Below are 20659 nucleotides of genomic sequence, written 5' to 3'. Positions count from 1 at the left end.
TCCCACGTGGCTTCGGCGTCGGGCGTGGCACGGGCATGAGAACGGCCACCGCGTTGATCATCAATGGTGGTGAGGAAACCGAAGATCGTGCGGTGGCCGCGTGCCAGCGCGTAGTCTCGACCGGGTCATCCTGGACGAGGCGATGGCGCATGTCGCTGACCGGTTCGTGCGGCGTCCAGTGCCAGGTCAGGGAACCAGGGCCGCCGGACAGTGCTCGAGCAGGTCCCCCGGCGCGTGCGCGACCAGATCCGGCCCGGCGGCCAGCAGCGCACTGACATCCCCGCCGTGCCACGTCGTGGCCACGGTCGTCGCCCCCGCCTCGCGCCCGCTCATCAGGTCGATCACCGCGTCCCCGACCATCATGGCCTGGTTCGCCGGCACGTCCATCAGCCCCAGCGCCTGGAGCACGATGTCCGGTGCCGGCTTCGGGCGGGCCACCTCGTCGGACCCGATCACATGGTCGAACAGCCCCAGCACCCCGAGCGTGTCGAGCAGCGAGCGCGCCCGCGGCCCACTCTTGCCGGTGGCGATGGCCATCCGGATCCCCCGCTCGTGCAGGGTCTCCAGCGTCTCCCGTACGCCGGGGAACAGCGGCACGAGGTGCGCCATCCGGTAGCTCTCCCGGACGAAGGGCTCCTCCATCTCCAGCGGCAGCCCCATGAGCCGCATGATGTCCGGGAAGTACCGACCCATGTGCCGGTTGTACTCCTCGAACGGGGCCGGCCCGTCCCCCACCACCTCGGCGTACGCGATGCTGAACGCCTCACGCATCACGGCCGAGCTGTCGACCACGACGCCGTCGAGGTCGAACACGACCGCCCGGATCGGCCCCCGGGCCGACGCCGGGCCGGCCACGTCGACCACGGCCGAGGCCGCGTCGGAGGTGGCCGGTGTCGCGTCCACGGTGGATGGTGGGTGGCTCATTGCTGCTCCCGGAAGCGAGTGGGGTCGACGGTGGTTCTCACCGGTCGCGATGGCCCGCCAGCGCGTGCTGCCGCTCCGGCCGGGTGGGCCGGGCGCAGTGGTAGATGCGTTCGATGATGTCGATGGTGCGCCCCGCCTCGGCGACGGCCGCGCCCCGGCTGGCGGGGTCGGCGAGCAGGCCGGGGAGGGCGTCGAGCTGGCGGGCGTACTCGGTGCCGATCGGCTCGGCGGGCAGCGGCAGCCGGACGGTCTCGCCGTCGCGGGTGCGGGTCAGCACCGGCTCCGGATCCCGGTTCGGGCTGAAGCCGAACGTGCAGCGCAGCGTCGCCGAGCCGGCCGCGCCGTGCACCGTGATCGTCGTACGGTCCAGCGCCTCGTGCGAGGCCCAGCACGCGTGCAGGGTGACGGACGCGCCGGTGTCGGTGAGCAGGAAACCCCGGGCGGTGTCCTCGACGTCGCCAGCGGCGCGGCCGGCGGTGTCGGCGTCGCTACGCCAGGCGGCGTGGGCCGCGCTGTCGTTGACGAAGTCGTCGGAGACGCTGCCGACGGCATGGGTGATCCGGGTCGGGCCGAGCATCGGCAGCACCGTGTCGAGCAGGTGCCAGCCGAGGTCCACCAGCGCGCCGCCGCCGGAGAGGTCGCGCCGGGTGAACCAGCCGCCGGCGTCGGGCACGCCCCGGGCGCGAACCCAGGCCACGTCGACGTGCCGGATCGGCCCCAGCTCGCCGGCCGCGTCGGCCAGCGCCCGGACGTCGGCCCGGTAGCGGGCAGCGCTGCCGGCGAGCAGCACCGCGCCGCCGTCGCGCTCCGACTCCGCGAGCAGGGTCGACTCGGCGGAGGTCAGGCAGACCGGCTTCTCCAGGAACACCGGTACGCCCCGGCGCAGCAGCCGGGCGGCGACGGCGGCGTGCAGGTGGTTCGGCACGGCGACCACCACCAGGTCGGCGGCGCCGACCGGCAGCTCGTCGACGTCGGCGTACGCGGCGGGGACGTGGTAGCTGTCGCGGGCCCGGTCGCGGACGCCGGGCTCCGGGTCGACCACGGCGGTCACCGTGAAACCCGGGTGCGCGGCGAGCCGGGGCAGCCAGATCTCCCGCCCGGCCCACCCGAGGCCGGCCACCACGACCCGCACCGGACGGTCGGTCGCGGCAGCCGAGGGCAGGCCGGTCATCCGGCGAGGACGTCGGCGAGCACAGCCGCGATCTCGTGCATCTGCTGCTCGGTGCCGAGCAGGGTGCGGTGGTGCAGCCAGATGCAATCGGCGTGGATCTGCTCGACGTTGGGGCAGCGGGCCGCGATCGCCTCGACCGACTCGTCGGGGGCGCCGGCCTTCCAGAAGCCCTCGCACCGGTAGATGGCCCGGAACGCCACGAACGCGGGGACGCCCCGCGCGATCAGCGCGTCCACCACGGCGCGGCGGCGCTCCATGGTGATCCCGGGGACCCGGAACATGGCCATGTAGTGCGGGTTGCGGTCGCCGCGCTCGTCGCGACCCTGCGGCACCACGCCCGGGATCTCGGCGAGCAGGCTCGCCAGCAGCGGCCAGCGCTGCTCGCGCACCGCGATCTGCTCGTCCAGCCGGCCCAACTGGGCGCGCAGCACGGCGGCGGTGAACTCACCCATCCGGTAGTTCGAGCCGGTGGTGCTGTGCAGGTAGTCCCGGTCGGTGCGGGGCCGGCCGCAGCTGTGCACGAGGAACGCCCGCTCGCGCAGCTCCTCGTCGGGGAAGAGGATCGCGCCGCCCTCGCCGGCGGTCATCAGCTTGCCGTTCTGGAAGCTGAACGCGGCCACCGAGCCGAGCTCCCCGGCCCGCTTGCCCTGCCACTGCGCGCCCTGGGCGTGCGCGGCGTCCTGGAGCAGCGCCACCCCGGCGTCGGCGGCGAGCTTGCTCAGCGCGTCCATGTCGGCGAACTGACCGGCCATGTGCACCGGCATGATGACCTTGGTACGCGGCGTGATGGCGGCCTCGACCGCGGCCGGGTCCATGTTGTAGGTGTCCAGGTTGACGTCGACCGGCACGGCGACGGCGCCCAGGCGCTGCGCGGCCAGCGACGACGAGATGAACGTGAAGGCCGGGACGATCACCTCGGTGCCGGGGCCGACGCCGAGCACCTCCAGGGCGACCTCGAGGGCGTGGGTGCCGTTGGTGACGGCGAGCGCGTGCGGCGTGCCGTGGTAGGCGCCGAACTCCTGCTCGAAGGAGTCGACCTCACTACCGCCCATTCGCCACCACTGGCCCTGCTCGAGGGCGCGGATCAGACCGGCGCGCTCCTCGTCACCGAACTGCGGCCACTCGGGGAGCTCCGACACCATCGAGGGCTGACCACTCATGACTTCCCACTTCCCAACTCGGACAGACCAGGGGCTTCGCCGGACATCGGGCGCGACGACCCGGGACCGCCGGTACGCGGTCCGGGCGCACCGGGGCGTTGGATGGCCGGTTCGAGGTAGGTGACGCCCCCGTGGAGCCGGCGGCGTCGCTTCAGCAGGGAGGACGGTAACCGAACCGGGCGCCGGGTCACCGCCCCTAACAGCCCCTACGCACCCCTTACTCCACCCGCGCGCGGGCCGTCGCCGGGTCGCCCCCCGCCGGCCGCGCAGTAAGACTGCGGAGGACCACTCATCGGGCCCTGCCGGGACAGGACCCGCGCCCCCGCGAGGTGAAGCGTGTCGGACGTGCTGCTGCTCAACGGCCCGAACCTGGGCATCCTCGGCAGGCGGGAGCCGGAGATCTACGGCACCGACACCCTCGACGACATCGAACGGGCCGTCGGCGAGGAGGTCGCCGCGCGAGGCTGGCGGGTGGTGGCCGAGCAGCACGACTGCGAGGGCGCCCTGATCCGCGCGATCCAGAGCCGGTACGACACCGTCGGCGCCATCGTCAACCCGGGCGCGCTGATGATCGCCGGCTGGAGCCTGCGCGACGCGCTGGCCAACTACCCGCGGCCCTTCATCGAGGTGCACCTGTCCAACGTCTGGGCCCGGGAGAGCTTCCGGCACGACTCCGTCATCGCCCCGCTGGCCAGCGGCGTCATCGTCGGGCTCGGGTCGTTGGGCTACCGGCTGGCCGCCCGCGCCCTCGTCGCGACCGTCCGGTGAGGACCAGGCGCGCCGGCCTCCGCCGCCGGCCGCGCCCATCCGGCACCGGTACGGTCGTCCGCGTCCTCCCACCTCACCCGAAGGACCCCACATGCACATTCCTGTCATCGCCCTGACCGTCATCCTCGCCGCGGTCTTCGTCAGCACCTCAGTGCCGAAGCTGGCCGGGAAGGCGCAGATGCGCCAGCGGATGGACCGCCTGGGCGTCTCCCCCGGCATGACCCGCGTGCTCGGGGTGCTGGAGGTCGCCGCGATCGCCGGGCTGCTGCTCGGGCTGATCTGGGCGCCGCTGGGTATCGCGGCGGCCGTCGGCATCGCCCTGCAGATGGTCGGCGCGGTGGTCTACCACGTCCGCGTGAAGGACCCGGCCGCCGAGACCCTGACGCCGGCGGTCTTCGCCGTCGCCGCGGTGGCGCTGGCGGTCCTCCACGTGCTCAAGGGCTGAGTCGCCGTGCCCGACCCGCAGCGTCCCGCCGCCGAGCCCGACCCGCAGCGTTCCGCCGCCGTGCCCGACCGGCGGGGCCCCGTCGGGGTGCTGGGCGTCGACGTCGGCGGCACCAAGGTGGCACTGCGCGCCGAGGCGGCCGGCCGGCCGGCGTACGACCGGACCTTCCGCTGGCCGCACGGCGCCGACGCAACCGCGGACCTGGCCGCGTTGGCCGCCGAGGTGACCCGGCTGCGCGACGTGTGGGGGCCGGTCGGCGCGGTCGGGGTGGCGATGCCGGCGACCACGGACGCGGCGGGCGCCGTCACGACGTGGCCCGGCCGGCCGAGCTGGGCCGGCCTGGACCTCACCGACGCCCTGAATCGGCTCTTCCCCGGCGCGGCGACGGCCGTCGCCGACGACGGTGACCTCGCGGCGCTGGCGGAGGCCCGGCACGCCGGCCGCGACGACGTGGTCTACCTGGGCGTCGGCACCGGCGTCGGCGGCGGCGTGGTGCTGGCGGGACGGCCCCTGCCGGGCCGGTCCTCGGCGGAGATCGGGCACATGGTCGTCGCCCTCGACGGTCCGCGCTGCGACTGCGGCCGGCGCGGCTGCCTCCAGTCGGTCGCGTCCGGTCCGGCCACCCTGCGCCGGGCAGCCGCCGCTCGGGGAGCCGAGGTGAGCTTCGACGATCTGCGCGACGGGCTGCGTGAGGGCCGCGAATGGGCGGTCGACGCGGTCGACACGAGCTGCCGCGCCCTGGCGGCGGCCGTGGTCAGCCTCGGCGAACTGCTGGACCCGGCGGCGGCGATCGTCGGCGGCGGGTTCGCCGCCGGGCTGCCCGGCCTCGTCCCGCTCGTCGCCGAGCACGCCCTGTCGGCGGGCCGCCCCGGCCGTCCGGCGCCGCCGGTGCTCCCCGCCGCCCTCGGCGGCCTGTCGTCCCTGCACGGCGCGGTGGAGCTGGCCCGGAGCCTGAGCGCCGCGCCGGCCCCCGCCAGCCCCGTCCCCACCCCGTAGAGGAGATCAACCATGGTCAGGATCGGTGTCGTCGTCGGCAGTACGCGGCCCGGACGCAAGGCCGACGTCGTGGCGCGCTGGGTGCGGGACCTCGCCGCCAAGCGGGCCGACCTCACCGTCGAACTGGTCGACATCGCCGACTACCGCCTGCCGCACTTCGACGAGGTGCTGCCGCCGTCGATGGCGCCGTCGACGCGTCCGGCCGTGCGCCGGTGGGCGGCAACGGTGGCCGGGTTCGACGGGTTCGTCTTCGTCACCCCGGAGTACAACCACTCGATCCCGGGCGCGCTGAAGGACGCCGTCGACTTCCTCTTCCAGGAGTGGCAGCACACGTCCGCCGGTCTCGTCAGCTACGGCGTGCACGGCGGCACCCGCGCGGCCGAGCACCTGCGGCTGGTGCTCGGGCAGCTCGGGGTGGCCGACGTCCGGTCGCAGGTCGCGCTCTCCCTGACGACCGACTTCGTGAACTTCCGCGACTTCCGGCCGGCGGCCCACCACGAGCAGGCCCTCGGCACCATGCTCGACGAGGTGGTTGCCTGGGCCGGCGCGCTGCGGACGCTTCGCCGGAGCTGACGCGCCCGCCAAGTCGCCCCCTCACCGTAGTCGGCCGTCAGGAGCCGGCAGACGACAACAGGCGCGAACTCGGTTCGAAGGGCGGCCGGCCACCCGCCTTCGGCCCGCAAGCGGTACCAGCAGTGTCATGCCGTGCGATGCGGCGTCCACCGGCTCAGGCGCGACTGGCCTCAGCCGGCCCGCTCGGCCCGGCGCAGCAGCGCGGCGGCGACGCAGCCGCCGGCGAAGACGGCCACCGCGCCCACCGTCTGGCCGGTCTCCAGCGCGGAGCGGAACGCGGCGGCGACGAGCTCGCGTTCCGCTTCCGTCCCGGCGGCCGCCAGGGCGGCGGGGAACGACCCGGCGCCGGCCAGCGCGGCGGGCAGCAGGGCGGCGAACCGGGCGTTCAGGATCGCGCCGAGCACGGCGACGCCGAGGCTGCTGCCGACCTCCGTCATGGTGCCGTCCACCCCCGCCCCGGCCCCCGCCTTCTCCGGCGGGATCGCGCTCATCACCGCCTCGACGATGGCCGGGTTCGCCACGGCACAGCCGGCGCCCATCACGAGCAGCCCCGGCAGCAGCACCCCGTAGCCGTCCGTCGGGGCGTGGGTGATGAGGGCGAGTCCGCCGGCGAGCAGCGTCATCCCGAACGCGATCGACCGGGGCAGCCCGAGCCGGCGGATCACCCGGGCGGCGACGCCGGCCACGTTGAGCAGGACGATGGAGAGCGCGAACGGCACCATCCGCAGCCCCGCCTCCCAGGCCGGGTAGCCGCGCACGAACTGCAGGTGCTGGGTCAGCAGGAACAGCGCGCCGGTGGCGCCGAAGGTGATCAGGACGACCCCGGAGACCGCGCCCACGAAGCGTCGGCTGCGGAAGAAGTGCATGTCCAGCATCGGGTCGGCGACCCGCCGCTCCCAGGCCACGAAGGCGGCGAGGAGGAGCATCCCCGCGCCGGCCGCGCCCAGCACCGGGGCGGCCGTCCAGCCCCGCTCCGGCCCCGCGATGATCGCGTAGACCACCGCGGTCAGGCCCGCCGTGGAGAGCAGCACCCCGCCCAGGTCGAGGCGGCCGCCGGTCGGGCGGCGCGACTCCGGCACCAGCGCCCACGCCGCCACCAGGCAGACCAGCACGATCGGGACGTTGACCAGGAAGATCGCCCCCCAGGGCAGGTGGGCGAGAACGAGCCCGCCGAACGGCGGCCCGGCCGCGAACCCCAGCGCGCTCGCCGCGGCCCAGAGCCCGATCGCACGGGACCGCTCGGCGTCGTCGAAGACCTGCATCGCCACCGCGAGGGTGGCGGTGACCAGGAGCGCGCCGCCGATCCCCATCCCGGCCCGGGCGGCGATCAGCTGGCCGCCGGACTGCGCGAGCCCGGCCGCCAGGGACCCGAGCCCGAACAGCACGAGACCGGCCAGCAGCATCCGGCGGCGGCCGTACCGGTCGGCGGCGCTGCCCGCGGTGAGCAGCAGGCCGCACTGGACCAGGGCGTACGCGTTGATCATCCACTGGACGTCGGCGGTGCTGGCGGACAGCTCGGTCGTGAGCACCGGGATGGCCACGGTCAGCACCGTGTTGTCGAGCACCACGGTGACCTGGGCGAGGCAGAGCACGCCGAGGATCAGCCACCGGCCCCGCACCCGGCCGCCCGCGCCGCCGACTGCTGTCCCGCCGGCGGGCGCGACAGTCGTGGCGGTCATCGGGTCGGCGCGAAGCGGGCGATGGGGTTGGCCAGGGTGCCGACCAGTTGCAGCGCGGCCGACGGGTCGGCGAGGTCGACCATCTGCCGGTTGTTGCGCAGTTGGAGCCGGTTGAGGCAGGACAGCGCGAACTCCGGGGCGAAGAGGTCGTAGCGCCGCAGCCGCTCGGCCAGGTGCGGGACGCTGTCGGCGTAGTCGGCCGCGCACCGGGCGACGGTGCGCCAGAAAGCGTCCTCGTCCAGCACGCCCTCGGTGACCAGGATCGCGTTGAGGTAGCGCAGGAAGCAGTCGAAGACGTCGGTGAAGATCGACAGCAGCTTCATGTCCTCGGGCACGTCGGCGCGCACCCGCCCCACCTGCGGGGGCAGGTCGGTGTCCGGGTCCATCACCACGATCTCCTCGGCGATGTCCTTGAAGATGGCCCGCTCGACCGTCCCGCCGTCCAGGACGAGGATGACGTTCTCGCCGTGCGGCATGAAGGCCAGGTCGTGGGCGTAGAAGCTGTGCAGCAGCGGGGTGAGGTAGGCGTCGAGGTAGCGGCGTAGCCACACCTGCGGCGCCAGCCCGGACTGCGCGATCAGCGCGGCGGCGAACGACCGGCCGTCGCGGTCGGTGTGCAGCAGGGACGCCATGGTGGCCAGTCGCCGGCCCGGTTCCAGGCCGGGCACCGGGCTCTCCCGCCACAGCGCGGCCAGCATCTTCCGGTACGGGGAGTACCGGTCGGTCGCCGCCTCGTACTCCAGGTGCCGGTACCCGATGGCGGCCCGCTCGCGGATGATCGTCAGCCCGGTGCGCTTGAGGATCTCGTCGCCGTCGATCAGGTCGGCGAGCCAGTCGTTGATCGCCGGGGTGGCCTCCATGTACGCGGCGGACAGTCCCCGCAGGAAGCCCATGTTCAGCACGGACAGCGCCGTCTTGACGTAGTGCCGGGTCGGGTCGGTGACGTTGAAGAAGGTGCGGATGGACTGCTGAGCGAGGTACTCGTCCGGGCCGGGGCCGAGGCACACCAGCCGGCGCTGCGCCACCTCGGCGGCGAACGTGACGGAGATTCGGTTCCACCACTGCCACGGATGCACGGGGATGAGCAGGTAGTCGGCCGGGTCGAGGCCGAGCCCGGTCAGGGTGCCCGCGAAGGCGGCGAGGGTGTCGTCGCCGAGTTCGTCGCGGAGCAGCGTGTCGTAGTCGAGGTCGGCGGCGCAGGTGAAGGTGGTCCGGTCCCGGTGCGCGGCCAGCCAGATCAGCCGGACCGGGCGGGCGGCCTCCGGCGCGTACGCGCGGTATTCGTCGATGCCGAAGCCGATCCGGCCGTTGTTCGCGACGAAGCCGGGGTGGCCCTCGGTCATCTCGGTCTCGATGGTCTGGAAGTCCGCCCGGGCGAGGTCGGCGGCGCGCACCGCCGGCTTGTCGAGCTTGTACGCGGTGCTGGCGAGGGTGGAGCTGATCTCCTCCAGATAGACGGGGAGGATCTCGTCGCTGAGGCCCAGCGCGCCGCGCAGGTCGAGGCAGAACTCGAGGGCGTCCAACGGCAGCTCCGTGTCGCCGCGGTGGCGGGTGACGCTGTCGGCGTCGATCCGCCAGTGGTCCAGGGCCAGCAGACTCGCGGTGAACCGGTAGACCACGTCGCCGTCGTCGCCGCGCACCTCGTAGCGGCGCTCCCCCGCCGCCGGGCCGTCCGCGTCGGCGGGGACCGGCTCGGGTGCGAGCAGCCGTTCGTGGGCGAACTCGGCCAGGGCCTTGCGGACCAACAGCCGGTTGGCGCGGGCCCAGCTCTCCGGCGTCAGGTGGGCCACGGATGCGGAGGGGTTCACGCGGGCAGGTCTCCTCGGGTTGCGGCGGGGTGGGTGTCGGTCGCGCCGGCGCCGGTCGCGGCCTCGAACTGGGCGCGGGTGCAGACGCTGAGCAGCGCGTCCTTCTCCGGCTTGGCGATCCGGCCGACGACGGTGAAGCCGACGGCCGCGTTGAGCGCGTGCACCGCCGTGTTGCGCACGTCGGGCTCGACGACGACCCGCCGGGTGGCCGGGTCGGCGAACAGCCACGCCAGCACGGTGGTGATCACCGCGCGGGTGAAGCCGTGCACGGGCGCGTCGGTGGGCGCGCAGAGGAAGTGCATGCCGACGTCGCCGTCGGCCGCGTCGTGCAGGCCGACGAGTTCGACGCGGGCGGGGTCGTACCGCTCGGCGAGGAAGGCGGGTCGCCCGTCGTGCAGGCCGAGGAACGCGTCGTGGTGCGGGTGCGCGGCGATCCGCCGGTACTCCTGCGCGACCAGGGCCACGTCGGCGTCCTGCATCAGCCAGAACGCCGCCTTCGGGTGGGTCACCCAACGGTGCAGCAGCGCGGCGTCGGCGTCCGGGTCGAGCGTACGCAGCGCGAACTCGCCGAGCCGGTCGTCAACGCGACGGTGGACGACCTCGGTCACGACGCGGCCCCGGCCGGCGCGCCGAACTCCTGGAAGGCGATGCTCTTCTCGACCGGGTAGTGCTCGCGGCCGAGCAGCTCGCGGATGATGCACGAGTTGCGGTACGGGCCCATGCCCAGGTCGGGTGAGGTGATGCTGTGCGTGTGGGTGCCGGCGTTCTGCAGGAAGATGCCCCGGCCGGTGTGGTCGATGCTGTAGTTGCGGGCCACGTCGAAGCGGCCGTGGCCGTCCCAGCGGATGCGGTCGCGCACCGGCTCCAGGAACTCCGGGACCCGGTAGTGGTAGCCGGTGGCGAGCACGAGACCCTCGGTGTCCAGGGTGAATTCGCGGTCCTGCTCGACGTTGCGCAGCCCCAGCGCGTACGTCCCGCTCGGCTCGTCGTACGCGGCGTCGGTCAGCGCGGTGTTGGTCAGCAGCCGGGTGCGTACCGGGCCGCCGATGCTCTTGGCGTAGAGCAGGTCGTAGATGTCGTTGATGAGGTCGGCGTTGATGCCCTTGAACAGCCCCTTCTGCGCGGACTCCAGCCGGTAGCGGGTCGCCTCCGGCAGGGCGTGGAAGTAGTCCACGTAGTCCGGCGACGTCATCTCCAGGGTCAGCTTGGTGTATTCGAGCGGGAAGAACCGGGGCGACCGGGTGACCCAGTTCAGCTGGTAGCCGCAGGCGTCGATGTCGCCGAGCAGGTCGTGGTAGATCTCGGCCGCGCTCTGCCCGCTGCCGACGACGGTGATGCTGCGCTTGGCGCGCAGCGCCGCCCGGTGCTCCAGGTACTGCGAGTTGTGGATCGCGTCGCCGCCGAGCCCCCGGCAGGCGTCGGGCACGTGCGGCGGGGTGCCGGTGCCGAGCACGAGGTGCCGGGCGCGGTGGGTGACCTGCTCCCCCGTGGCGGTCACGGTGGCCCGCACGACGTAGTGCTCGTCGGCCGGGTCGAACTCGACGGACGTGACCCGCTGTCCGAAGCGGACGCCGCGGAGCCTGCCGGCGGCCCAGCGGCAGTAGTCGTCGTACTCGCTGCGCAGCGGGAAGAAGCTCTCCCGGATGTAGAACGGGTAGAGCCGCCCCGACTCCTTCAAATAGGCCAGGAAGGAGTACGGGGAGGTGGGGTCGGCGAGTGTGACCAGGTCGGCGATGAACGGCGTCTGGAGGCGGGTCGACTCCAGCAGCATCCCGGGATGCCAGCTGAAGGTGTCCCGCGCCTCCAGGAAGAGGCCGTCGAGGTCCTCGATCGGTTCGGTCAGGCAGGCCAGGCCCAGGTTGTACGGGCCCAGCCCGACGGCGATGAAGTCGTGCGTCGACATGCGTTCTCTCCAGCGGGGACGGGTCGTCAGCCGACGGGGCAGGTCAGCTCGGCGGTCGCCCTGGTGTGCGCGTACCAGCCGGCGTGGTCGGCGACGAGGTCGAGGACGTGGGCGATGTCGTCCAGCGTGGTCTCGGGGTTGAGCAGGGTGAACTTGAGGTGGTGCGCGCCGTCGACCCTGGTCCCGGCGACCAGCCCGGCGCCGGAGGCCGCCAGCGCCTCGCGGGCGTACAGGTTGGCGTCGTCGACGAGGTCGCGGCCGGGGCCGGTCGGCAGGTAGCGGAAGACCACGGTGCTGAGCTGCGACCGCGTGACCACCTCGAAGCGGGGGTCCTCGGTGAGCAGTTGCCAGGCGTCGGCGGCCCGGTCCACCACCTCGTCGAAGAGCGCGCCGATGGCGTCCGGCCCCATGATCCGCAGGGTCAGCCAGAGCTTCAGCGCGTCGAAGCGGCGGGTGGTCTGGATGCTCTTGTCGACCTGGTTGGGGATGCGCTGCTCGACCATCCGGGCGGGATTGAGGTAGTCGGCGTGCCAGGTGGCGTGCCGCAGCACCCGCCGGTCGCGCACCAGCAGGGCGCTGGAGCTGACCGGCTGGAAGAACGACTTGTGGTAGTCGACGGTGACCGAGTCGGCCCGTTCGATGCCGTCGAGCAGGTGCCGCCGGGTCGGCGACACCAGCAGCCCGCAGCCGTACGCGGCGTCGACGTGCAGCCAGACGCCGGCCGCCGCGCAGACGTCGGCGATCTGCGGCAGCGGGTCGATGGTGCCGAAGTCGGTGGTGCCGGCGGTGGCCACCACCGCCATCACCACCAGCCCCTCGCCTCGGCAGCGGTCGATCTCGCGGGCCAGCTCGTCCGTGCGCATCCGCCGGTCGGTGTCGGTGGGCACGGTGACCACGGCGTCCGCGCCGAGGCCGAGCAGCTTGGCCGCCTTCTGCACGCTGAAGTGGCCGGCCGCCGAGGTGACGACGCGCAGTCGGGACAGCAGCTCCGGGCGGGACGGCTGCCCGGTCGCCCGGCCGGTCACCCTGGCGCAGGCCTCCTCGCGGGCCAGCAGCATCGCCTGGAGGTTGGACTGCGTGCCGCCGCTGGTGAAGACGCCGTCGGCGGCCGGCCCCAGGCCGATCCGCTCGGCCGTCCAGTCGACCAGCCGGCGCTCGATCAGGGTGCCCCCGGCGCTCTGGTCCCAGGTGTCCAGGGAGGAGTTGACGGCGCTGAGCACGGCCTCGGCGAGCAGCGCGGGGATCACCACCGGGCAGTTGAGGTGCGCCAGGTAGCGGGGGTGGTGGAAGAAGACGGCGTCGCGCAGGTAGACGTCCTGGAGCTCGTCGAGCGCGGCGCCGGTGTCGCCGAGCGGCCGGTCCAGGTCGATGCCGGCGATCCGGGGTGCCAGCTCGTCCGGTGTCACGCCCGTGAACGGCCGGTCCGCGCCGGCCACCCGGGTCGCCACCCGGTCGATGCCGGCGGCCAGCACGCGCCGGTAGTCCTCGACCGAACCGGCGGTGAACAGGTGGGCGCGGGCGCCGTTCGTCCCGGGGTTCACCCCGGTCGACGGCGCCTGGACGGTGGATCCGGGCAGGCTCATGCGGGTCCTCAGCGGTCGGGAGTGGACACGGTGGCAGGGGACGTGGACGTCGCCCTTCCGCCCGCGATCCAATGATCGAGCGAACTTAGGTTACCCTAACCTAAGTTCGTGTCAAAGATGTTGCCGCGTCGCATCGATTTCGCTCAGTTCGGCACCGTCGCCAACACCCGCTCCCCGGACGCCACCCCGGCGGGGCGCCGGAACCGCCGCTGGTGCGCCACGCCCACCGCGACGCCGAGTCCCACCAGGACGATGGCGGCCACCGCGACCGCGGGATAACCGACCTGACCGGCCGCGGCCAACGCGACGGAGGCGGCCACGAACGAGCAGACCAGCCCGAACGACGACAGCACGGTGAAGTCCGTGCCGCCCGTGCCGGGGCGGGAGTAGTCCATGTTGACCGTGTAGAGCACGACGTTGGCGACCGTGTACGCGGCCATGAAGCAGCACAGCGCGGCGACCGTCCCGCCGAGCGGGGCGCGGCCGTTCATCAGCGGCAGCAGCATCGCCGTGGACGCCGCCAGCGCCACTCCCCCGGCGACGAGCACGCCGGCGCGCCCGAACCGGCCGATCCCGACCCCGGCGATCAGCCCGGCCACGACGGCCGGCACGCTGGTCACCACGCCGGTCACCACACCGATGCGCTCCAGCGACCAGTCCGCGTCGACCAGGGCCGGCGTGACAAGGGCGTACGCCGCGCCGGCTCCGGTGTAGACCAGGGGCACCACGCCGAAGGTCCACCACCGGCAGCCGGGCTGGCCGAACACGGACAGCAGCGCCCGGTACGCCTGGCCGGTGCGGACGCGGTCGGCGCGGGCGGGCTCCCGGAACCGCCACACCACCAGCAGGCCGACGGCGGTCAGCACGGCCAGCAGCAGGATCGCGGGCACCCAGCCGAACCGGTCGTAGACGATCACGCAGGCGCCGCCGCCGAGCAGGTTGCCGACGTAGCTCGCGGCGACCTGGATCCCGTTGCCGGTGCCCCGCGACCGCTCCGACAGCAGCCGGACGGCGACCGCGTCGACGGCGATGTCCTGCGTCGCGGAGAGGAACACGTACGCGACGCAGATCGCGACGACCGGGCCGAGCTGCTCGGCCGGGCGGCCGAACGGCAGCAGCGCCAGCAGGGCCAGCACCAGGCCGCCCTGGAGCACCAGCAGCCAGGACCGGTAGTGGCCGCGGCGGCGGGAGCCGTACCGGTCGAGGATCGGCGCCCAGAGGAACTTGACCGGCCAGACCAGGCCGACGAACTGCAGCAGCGCCAGCGTGTCGAGGGAGGTGCCGCCGTCGCGCAGGATGGCGGTCAGCCCGACGGTGATGAAGCCGATGCCGAGGTACTGGGTGACGTAGAGCGCGGTGAGGGTGCCGAGCCGACCCTTCACCGGGCGCTCCAGTAGCCCAGCGAGGTGACCTGGTGCTTGCCGACGCCCAGCGTCCGCCGCAGGTGCCTGGTGATGCCGCGCGTGCTGGCCGCCTCGCAGGCCACCCAGTAGTGCGCGTCGTCGGCGGCGGGCAGCGCGGCACAGACCGTGTCGACCAGGTGCCGCCCGTCGTCGCGGCGCGGCACCCACGTGACCTCGTGTCCCGCCCGGGCGCGCGGCGCCAGGGCCTTCTCGCCGTCGTCGGCGTACTCCAGCCAGACCGTGGCCGGGACGTCGGGGGCCGCGTCGAGCAGGCTGTTCACCGCCGGGAGCGAGGCGGCGTCGCCGACCAGGTACAGGTGTCGCGGGGCGGGATCCGGCAGGCTGAACGCGCTACCCTGCATGATGGCGTCGATGGTGTCGCCGGGCTTCGCGTTCGCGGCCCAGCGGGCGGCGCACCCGTCGTGGATGGCGAACTCCAGGTCGAACCGGCCCGTCGCCGGGTCCGGGTCGACGAGGGTGTACGCGCGCTGGTGCGGCCGGCCGTCGTTGTCGAACCACAGCCGGACCCACATGGTGGGGTGCACGCCGCACGCCTCCAGCAGCCCGCCGCCGTCCATGTGCAGGCGGCGGTAGTTCCCGCCCACCGACTCGGCGCCGAGCACGGTCAGCCGGAAGTCACGGCCGCCCATCGCCTTCAGCACCAGGGCTTCCCAGTTTCGCTTCACGCACCCCTCCAGGTAAGGTCTGCCTCAGTTAGGGGAGGGTAACCTAAGTTGACGTTCTTGTGGCAGGCGGCACGGCCGCCCATCCGACCCGCACCGCGATGACCGGCGTCTATCGCGACCGGTGGGGCGTCCCGCACCTGCGCGCCGACACCGTCGACGACCTCGCCCGCCTCCAGGGGCGGGTGGCCGCCGTCGACCGGGCCTGGCAGATCGAGGTCGAACGGTGGCGTTCGGAGGGTCGCCTCGCCGAGCACGTCGGCCCCGCGGAGCTGGGCTGGGACAGGTTCGCCCGCCGCGCCCGCCTCGACGACACCGCGCGGCGCTGCTTCGACCGGCTCGCCCCCACCACCAGGCGGTGGGTCACCGCCTATGTGGACGGGGTCAACGAGGGGCTCGCCGAGGGCGCCGCGGCGGCGCCCGAGTTCGCGGCGGTCGGCTGCGCGCCGGGCCCGTGGCGACCGTGGTCACCGCTCGGCGTCTTCCTCGTCCAGCACGTGCTCTTCTCCACCTTCCCCAACAAGCTGTGGCACGCCCACGTCGCCAGCACCCTCGGCCCGGCGGCGACCGGCCTGTTCGCCGTCGAGGGACCCGGCGGCTCGGGCAGCAACGCCTGGGCGGTGCCCGGCGACCCGGTCACCGGCCGGGCGCCGGTCGTCGCCGGCGACCCCCACCGCATCCTCGAACTGCCCGGCATCTACCAGCAGGTGCGCCTCGCCTGCCCCGAGTTCGACGTGCTCGGCTTCGCGTTCCCCGGCGTCCCGGGCCTGCCCCACTTCGGGCACGCGGGCGAGGTGGCCTGGGCGGTCACCAACGCGATGGCCGACTACCAGGACCTCTACCGGGAACAGGTGCGCCGCGACGGCGACCGGGTGCTGGTCCGCGAGGCGGACGGCTGGGCGCCGGCGCACCGCCACGTCGAGCGGATCGAGGTGCGCGGCGGCGAGCCGGAGTCCGTCGAGGTGATCGAGACGCCCCGGGGGCCGGTTGTCGACCACGACCGGGACACCGGCGAGGCGATCAGCCTGCGCACCCCCAGCCGGGTCGAGGGGCGCCTCGGCTTCGACGCGCTGCTGCCGCTGCTGCGGGCGACAAGCGCCGACGACGTCGCCGACGCGCTGCGGGACTGGGTCGAGCCGGTCAACAGCGTCCTCGTCGCGGACCGGCACGGGGCGGTGGTCCACCTGGTCGCGGGGCTCGTCCCGATCCGCGACGACCGGTGCCGGCGGGAGCCGGTGCCCGGCTGGGATCCGCGGTACCGGTGGCACGGCGGCTACGCGCCACCACGCCGCACCGCCGTCAACGGGGTGGCGGTCTGCGCCAACGACCGGCGCCCCGACACCGCCGACCTCGGCGCCGACTTCGCCCCGCCGCACCGCGCCCGCCGCATCCGCGCCCTGCTGGCCGGCGGTGCCGGCCCGGCGGCCGTGCACATGGACACCCGGCTGGAGGCCGCGACCCTGCGCGGCGTGCTCGACCGGCTGGACCCCGACGGCCTCGGCGAGCCGGCGCGGCGCCTGCGGGACCGGCTGCTCGCCTGGGACGGGCGGATGGGGGCCGACAGCACGGACGCCGGCGCCTTCGCCGCCTGGCGCGCGGCCCTGGTCCGCCGGCTGCACGACCACCCGACCCTGCGCCCGCTGCGCGCCCCGAGCGCGTTCGACCCGCTGTTCACGCCGTGGACCGACCCGCTGGCGCGCATCGGCCACGCCCTCGACGGGGTGGTCGCCGGGCTGCACCGCCTCGGCGGGGACGTCGGCCCGGTGGCGGCCGGAGCGCTGGCGGACGTCGCGGCGGGCGACCCGCCCGGGCCCTGGGGCCGGCGGCACGTGCTGCACCCGGTCCACCTCGGCGTGGCGCCGGCGGTCGACGCGGCCGTACGCGCGATGCGGGAACGGGTCGCGCTGGCCGGCGACACCGACTGCGTGCTGTCCACCTCCAGCGTCCCGGGCGTGTCCGACGCGTGCTGGCGCGGCCCGGTGGCCCGCTACGTGTGGGACCTGACCGACCGCGCGCGCAGCCGCTGGGTCGTGCCGTTCGGCGCCTCCGGACGGCCCGGTGACCCGCACTTCGACGACCAACTCCCACTGTGGGCCGGCGGCGAGCTGGTCCCGGTGGTCACCGACTGGCGAGAACTCACCCCGGAACCAGGAGCAGAGACACCGTGACCTATCAGGAGAAGATCCCCGGATTCGGCGAGCTGTCGCTCGTCGTGCTGGACCCGAAGCGCCACGCGGAACTGGTGCACGGCTGGGTGACCGAGCCGCGGGCGTCGTTCTGGGGCATGGGTTCGTACTCGGTGGACGACGTGCGGGAGATCTACGAGTTCGTCGACGGGCTCGCCACCCACCACGCGTACCTGATCATGCTCGACGACACGCCGATCGGCCTGTTCCAGACCTACCAGCCGGAGGCGGACCCGGTCGGCGAGCGCTACGCCGTCCGGCCCGGCGACGTCGGGATGCACCTGCTGCTCGCGCCCGGCAACCGACCGCCGCGCGGCCTCACCACCGCCGTCGGTCCCGCCCTCGCCCGCTACCTGTTCAGCGACCCCACCCGGCAGCGGATCGTGGTCGAGCCCGACGTGCGCAACCAGCGCGCGCTGGACCGGCTGGAGCGGGAGGGCTTCACCTTCGGCGACGAGGTCGACATGCCCGACAAGCGGGCGCAGCTGGCGTTCCTGACCCGGGCCCGGTTCGAGTCGGATCACCCCGTACCGGTCTGACGGCCGGCGGGTCCGGACCGCCTTCGGCGTCAGGTCCGGGCCCGCCGGCCGCCACCGGCCGCCCGCAGGTCGAACGGGAGCAGCTCCGCCCGGGCCGGACGCAACCGGCCGCGGGCCACGAGTTCGACGGTGAGGACGACCGCGACCGCCTCCACCGCGAGGAGCCCGACCAGCACGACCAACTGCGTGATCCCGGCCGTGAGCGGACTGGCGCCGCCCAGCAGCACGCCGACGAACGCGCCCGGCAGCGTCACCAGGCCCACCGTGCGGGTCTGGTCCAGCGCCGGCACCAGCGCCTGCCCGGCCACCGGACGGCACACGAGCAGGACGGCGTCGCGTGCCGGCAGCCCCAACGCCAGGGCGGCCTCCACCTCTCCCCCACGGGCGGTCAGTTCGTCCAGCACCCGCCGGCCCGCCAGCGACGTCGCGGTCATCGCCCCGCCGATGAGGATTCCGGCCACCGGGATGACGGCGATCCCCCGCATCGGCACGAGCCCCGCCGACAGCAGCCCCGCCACCACGGCCATGCTCCCCGCCGCGATCGGCACGCCCGCCCACCAGTCCCACCGGCCGGTGATCCGCCGGCCGGAGGTGACCGCCGCCACCGCGCACATCAGGACGACGAAGGCCGCCGTCGCCCACAGCGACACCACGATCGCGGTGATCAGCAGCGACACCGCTGCCAACTGGATCGCGGCGCGGGCCGCGGCGACCAGCACCTGCCGGCCGTGCCCGAGCCCACCGGCCCGGACCACGACGGCCGCCACCACGGCCAGGGCGACCAGGGCGGCGGCCAACTCCGGGCCGACCACCAGCATCGTCGATGACATCCGGCCAGTCTGCCGGCGCGCGGACGGCGGCCTCGCACCGGCCGGCGCCCGGACCTGGCCGGCAGATTCCGCCGGCGGCGAAGAGCGGCCCGGACGCGGGCCGGCCCCGGGGCGGGACGCCTCGGGGCCGGTGCGACCGTTCCCGCCGGAGCCGTCAGGCCACCGGCGTCGGAGGGTCAGAAGGTCGGAGCGAGGTAGAGCAGGCGGTTCGGCGAGCCGCTGCCCGGGTTGGTGATCACGTTGGTCGTGGCCTGGCTGACCAGGTACGAGTGGACCTGGGCGGGCGTCCAGCCGGGGTTGACGCTGAGCACCCGGGCGGCCGCGCCCGCGACGTGCGGCGAGGCCATCGAGGTGCCGCTGATGGACGAGGTGGCGGTGTCGCTGGTGGACCAGGCCGACAGGACGCCCACGCCGGGGGCGAACATGTCGGTGCAGGTGCCCCAGTTGGAGAACGAGGCCCGCGCGTCGTTGCTCTGCGAGGCGTTGACGGTGAGCGCCGTCGGGACCGAGGCCGGCGAGTAGTTGCAGGCGTTGGCGTTCGAGTTGCCGGAGGCCACGGCGTAGGTGATGCCGTCGGCGATGGAGTTCGCCACGGCGGTGTTCAGGGAGCTGTTGTAGGAGCCGCCGAGGCTCATGTTCGCCACCGCGGCCTGGCCCGCCTGGTGGTTCGACGTCACCCAGTTGATGCCGGCGATGACCTGCGCCCAGGTGCCGCTGCCCTGGCAGTTCAGCACCCGCACGGCCACCAGCCGGACGTTCTTGGCGACGCCGTAGGTGTTGCCGCCGACGGTGCCCGCGACGTGCGTGCCGTGGCCGTTGCAGTCGGCGGCCGGCAGCGCGTTGTCGATCGCGTCGTAGCCGTCGACGGCCTGGCCGGCGAAGTCGACGTGGGTGGTCCGGATGCCGGTGTCGATGATGTACGCGGTGACGCCGGTGCCGCTGCTGTTGTAGGTGTACGTGCGGCTGAGCGGCAGGGCCCGCTGGTCGATGCGGTCCAGGCCCCACGGCGGGTTGGACTGGGTAGCGGTCGTCGTCACGGTGTGGTTCTGCTCGACGTAGTCGACGGCGGGGTGCGCGGCGAGGCGCTTGGCGGCCCGCTCCGACAGCCGCACCTCGAAGCCGTTGAGCGCGTCGCCGTAGACGTGCCCGACCGTCCCGCCGAAGCGCGCGGCCAGCGAGCCGGCGCTGCTGCGCACCTCGGCCTGCCGGGTGCCGGCGCGACCGCCGACGCTGCTGTCCTTGAGCACCACGATGTAGCTGTCGGCCACGGCCGTCGCGCCGCCGGCGCTGCGGATCTCGCCGGTTCCGGGGGCGGCTGTCGCCGGGGCGCCGATCATGGTGGTGACCATGGCGGCGCTGGCGAACACGCCGACCGCGCCGGCGAGGGTACGCCGTCGAGTGCGAGGGAGCGTCATCTCCCGGTCCTCCTACTGTCGTGGCCTTCGGGTGGCTCGTGGCGCACCCGGCAGGCGGTGGACGATGAGGAAACCTTAGCCATCATATTCATCTACGTATATTTCCTTGGTGTTCACGATGTGAGGACGATGTTGAAGAACCGCACGTGAAAGACTTGCGCGAACAAGATTCAATTGAGATACGTCGACATCTACGGTCGCCCGGGCCGCGGACCGAGCGACCACCACGGCGGCGGCCGCGAGGGCCGCGGCGGCGACGGCGGCGACACCCCGCGCCCGGCGGGGACGACACGGCGGGCCGACCGAGGCGCCCGGCCGCGCCGGCGCCGCCCACATCGCGGACCGGCAGCATGAGTGATCCTCGTCACGGAGGAGGCGCGCCCGACGCGGCGTCCACACCTGAGCGGTGCGGGGCGCCGAATCCCGCCGCACGGCCCGGATCCGCCTTTCCGACGCCGCCGGGCCGCCGCCGACCCCCGTCGACTCAGGGCAGCCGCCCCCTACACGGACAGTGATCGCCGGTTCCTGGCGGCTATGACCCGGGCCTCGACCAGATCGCCGGCAACTGTCGAGATTTGGAGCGCTCACTACCC

The 20659-nt window shown here is 73.9% G+C and carries 18 protein-coding genes; 6 read left to right on the top strand and 12 right to left on the bottom strand.

Annotated elements, in window-relative coordinates; translation table 11 throughout:
* Positions 1-186: 186 nt before the first annotated feature.
* From ABZ793_RS30175 to ABZ793_RS30165, 3 genes are read right to left on the bottom strand one after another with little or no spacing between them, the layout of a single operon-like run.
* The gene (locus ABZ793_RS30175) at positions 187-924 is read right to left on the bottom strand and encodes an HAD-IA family hydrolase (protein ID WP_357463259.1); all 738 of its coding nucleotides are present in this window, start codon (positions 922-924) and stop codon (positions 187-189) included.
* Positions 925-961: 37 nt separating this feature from the next.
* Positions 962-2095, bottom strand: coding sequence for a Gfo/Idh/MocA family oxidoreductase (locus ABZ793_RS30170; protein WP_357463256.1), 1134 nt, complete (start codon positions 2093-2095; stop codon positions 962-964).
* Entirely contained in the window at positions 2092-3255 is a 1164-nt protein-coding gene (locus tag ABZ793_RS30165; RefSeq protein ID WP_357463253.1) for a DegT/DnrJ/EryC1/StrS family aminotransferase, read from the bottom strand. The genes ABZ793_RS30170 and ABZ793_RS30165 overlap by 4 nt, the downstream gene beginning before the upstream one ends.
* A 336-nt stretch (positions 3256-3591) precedes the next feature.
* Here ABZ793_RS30165 and ABZ793_RS30160 point away from each other — a divergent pair, with 336 nt between their 5' ends.
* From ABZ793_RS30160 to ABZ793_RS30145, 4 genes are all read left to right on the top strand, one after another.
* Positions 3592-4023, top strand: a complete 432-nt coding sequence (locus tag ABZ793_RS30160; RefSeq protein ID WP_357463250.1) for a type II 3-dehydroquinate dehydratase — start codon at positions 3592-3594, stop codon at positions 4021-4023.
* Between the two features lie 91 nt (positions 4024-4114).
* A complete protein-coding gene (locus ABZ793_RS30155; RefSeq protein WP_357463247.1) occupies positions 4115-4468 on the top strand; it encodes a DoxX family protein in 354 nt (117 codons plus the stop codon).
* 60 nt (positions 4469-4528) lie between these two features.
* The gene (locus ABZ793_RS30150; RefSeq protein ID WP_357463277.1) at positions 4529-5464 is read left to right on the top strand and encodes an ROK family protein; all 936 of its coding nucleotides are present in this window, start codon (positions 4529-4531) and stop codon (positions 5462-5464) included.
* Positions 5465-5476: 12 nt separating this feature from the next.
* Positions 5477-6037 carry an NAD(P)H-dependent oxidoreductase gene (locus ABZ793_RS30145; RefSeq protein WP_357463244.1) on the top strand — a complete coding sequence of 187 codons (561 nt, stop codon included), beginning with the start codon at positions 5477-5479 and terminating at the stop codon, positions 6035-6037.
* A gap of 170 nt (positions 6038-6207) precedes the next feature.
* On the opposite strand, the gene ABZ793_RS30140 is transcribed toward ABZ793_RS30145, so the two are convergent.
* The 7 genes from ABZ793_RS30140 to ABZ793_RS30110 all read right to left on the bottom strand — a co-directional run bounded on the left by ABZ793_RS30140 (position 6208) and on the right by ABZ793_RS30110 (position 15099).
* Positions 6208-7716 (bottom strand): MFS transporter, encoded by a 1509-nt coding sequence (locus ABZ793_RS30140; RefSeq protein ID WP_357463241.1) that lies wholly within the window; start codon positions 7714-7716, stop codon positions 6208-6210.
* On the bottom strand, positions 7713-9524 hold the full coding sequence (locus tag ABZ793_RS30135; protein ID WP_357463238.1) for an IucA/IucC family siderophore biosynthesis protein: 1812 nt from the start codon (positions 9522-9524) through the stop codon (positions 7713-7715). The genes ABZ793_RS30140 and ABZ793_RS30135 overlap by 4 nt, the downstream gene beginning before the upstream one ends.
* Positions 9521-10132 carry a GNAT family N-acetyltransferase gene (locus ABZ793_RS30130; RefSeq protein ID WP_357463235.1) on the bottom strand — a complete coding sequence of 204 codons (612 nt, stop codon included), beginning with the start codon at positions 10130-10132 and terminating at the stop codon, positions 9521-9523. Before ABZ793_RS30130 ends, ABZ793_RS30135 begins: the two co-directional genes overlap by 4 nt.
* On the bottom strand, positions 10129-11427 hold the full coding sequence (locus tag ABZ793_RS30125) for a lysine N(6)-hydroxylase/L-ornithine N(5)-oxygenase family protein (protein ID WP_357463232.1): 1299 nt from the start codon (positions 11425-11427) through the stop codon (positions 10129-10131). The genes ABZ793_RS30130 and ABZ793_RS30125 overlap by 4 nt, the downstream gene beginning before the upstream one ends.
* 26 nt (positions 11428-11453) lie before the next feature.
* The gene (locus ABZ793_RS30120) at positions 11454-13010 is read right to left on the bottom strand and encodes an aspartate aminotransferase family protein (protein WP_357463230.1); all 1557 of its coding nucleotides are present in this window, start codon (positions 13008-13010) and stop codon (positions 11454-11456) included.
* Between the two features lie 143 nt (positions 13011-13153).
* Positions 13154-14392, bottom strand: a complete 1239-nt coding sequence (locus ABZ793_RS30115) for an MFS transporter (protein WP_357463227.1) — start codon at positions 14390-14392, stop codon at positions 13154-13156.
* Complete coding sequence (locus ABZ793_RS30110) at positions 14389-15099, bottom strand: siderophore-interacting protein (RefSeq protein WP_357463224.1); 711 nt, start codon at positions 15097-15099, stop codon at positions 14389-14391. The genes ABZ793_RS30115 and ABZ793_RS30110 overlap by 4 nt, the downstream gene beginning before the upstream one ends.
* 98 nt (positions 15100-15197) lie before the next feature.
* On the opposite strand from ABZ793_RS30110, the gene ABZ793_RS30105 reads away from it, so the two are divergent.
* A complete protein-coding gene (locus tag ABZ793_RS30105; RefSeq protein WP_357463221.1) occupies positions 15198-17264 on the top strand; it encodes a penicillin acylase family protein in 2067 nt (688 codons plus the stop codon).
* Entirely contained in the window at positions 17261-17821 is a 561-nt protein-coding gene (locus ABZ793_RS30100) for a GNAT family N-acetyltransferase (protein WP_357463218.1), read from the top strand. The genes ABZ793_RS30105 and ABZ793_RS30100 overlap by 4 nt, the downstream gene beginning before the upstream one ends.
* Before the next feature lie 29 nt (positions 17822-17850).
* On the opposite strand, the gene ABZ793_RS30095 is transcribed toward ABZ793_RS30100, so the two are convergent.
* Positions 17851-18651 (bottom strand): ABC transporter permease, encoded by an 801-nt coding sequence (locus tag ABZ793_RS30095; RefSeq protein WP_357463216.1) that lies wholly within the window; start codon positions 18649-18651, stop codon positions 17851-17853.
* 176 nt (positions 18652-18827) lie between these two features.
* A complete protein-coding gene (locus ABZ793_RS30090; protein WP_357463213.1) occupies positions 18828-20066 on the bottom strand; it encodes a S8 family peptidase in 1239 nt (412 codons plus the stop codon).
* Positions 20067-20659: the final 593 nt, after the last annotated feature.

This window comes from Micromonospora sp. NPDC047465 (assembly GCF_040643125.1).
Lineage (GTDB): Bacteria > Actinomycetota > Actinomycetes > Mycobacteriales > Micromonosporaceae > Micromonospora.
This window is presented reverse-complemented; position numbering and strand designations above follow the sequence as displayed.

Coding starts and splice junctions, on each gene's coding strand:
- ABZ793_RS30175 (WP_357463259.1), bottom strand. CDS start 924: ATGAGCCACCCACCATCCACCGTGGACGCGACACCGGCCACCTCCGAC.
- ABZ793_RS30170 (WP_357463256.1), bottom strand. CDS start 2,095: ATGACCGGCCTGCCCTCGGCTGCCGCGACCGACCGTCCGGTGCGGGTC.
- ABZ793_RS30165 (WP_357463253.1), bottom strand. CDS start 3,255: ATGAGTGGTCAGCCCTCGATGGTGTCGGAGCTCCCCGAGTGGCCGCAG.
- ABZ793_RS30155 (WP_357463247.1), top strand. CDS start 4,115: ATGCACATTCCTGTCATCGCCCTGACCGTCATCCTCGCCGCGGTCTTC.
- ABZ793_RS30145 (WP_357463244.1), top strand. CDS start 5,477: ATGGTCAGGATCGGTGTCGTCGTCGGCAGTACGCGGCCCGGACGCAAG.
- ABZ793_RS30140 (WP_357463241.1), bottom strand. CDS start 7,716: ATGACCGCCACGACTGTCGCGCCCGCCGGCGGGACAGCAGTCGGCGGC.
- ABZ793_RS30125 (WP_357463232.1), bottom strand. CDS start 11,427: ATGTCGACGCACGACTTCATCGCCGTCGGGCTGGGCCCGTACAACCTG.
- ABZ793_RS30120 (WP_357463230.1), bottom strand. CDS start 13,010: ATGAGCCTGCCCGGATCCACCGTCCAGGCGCCGTCGACCGGGGTGAAC.
- ABZ793_RS30105 (WP_357463221.1), top strand. CDS start 15,198: ATGACCGGCGTCTATCGCGACCGGTGGGGCGTCCCGCACCTGCGCGCC.
- ABZ793_RS30095 (WP_357463216.1), bottom strand. CDS start 18,651: ATGTCATCGACGATGCTGGTGGTCGGCCCGGAGTTGGCCGCCGCCCTG.
- ABZ793_RS30090 (WP_357463213.1), bottom strand. CDS start 20,066: ATGACGCTCCCTCGCACTCGACGGCGTACCCTCGCCGGCGCGGTCGGC.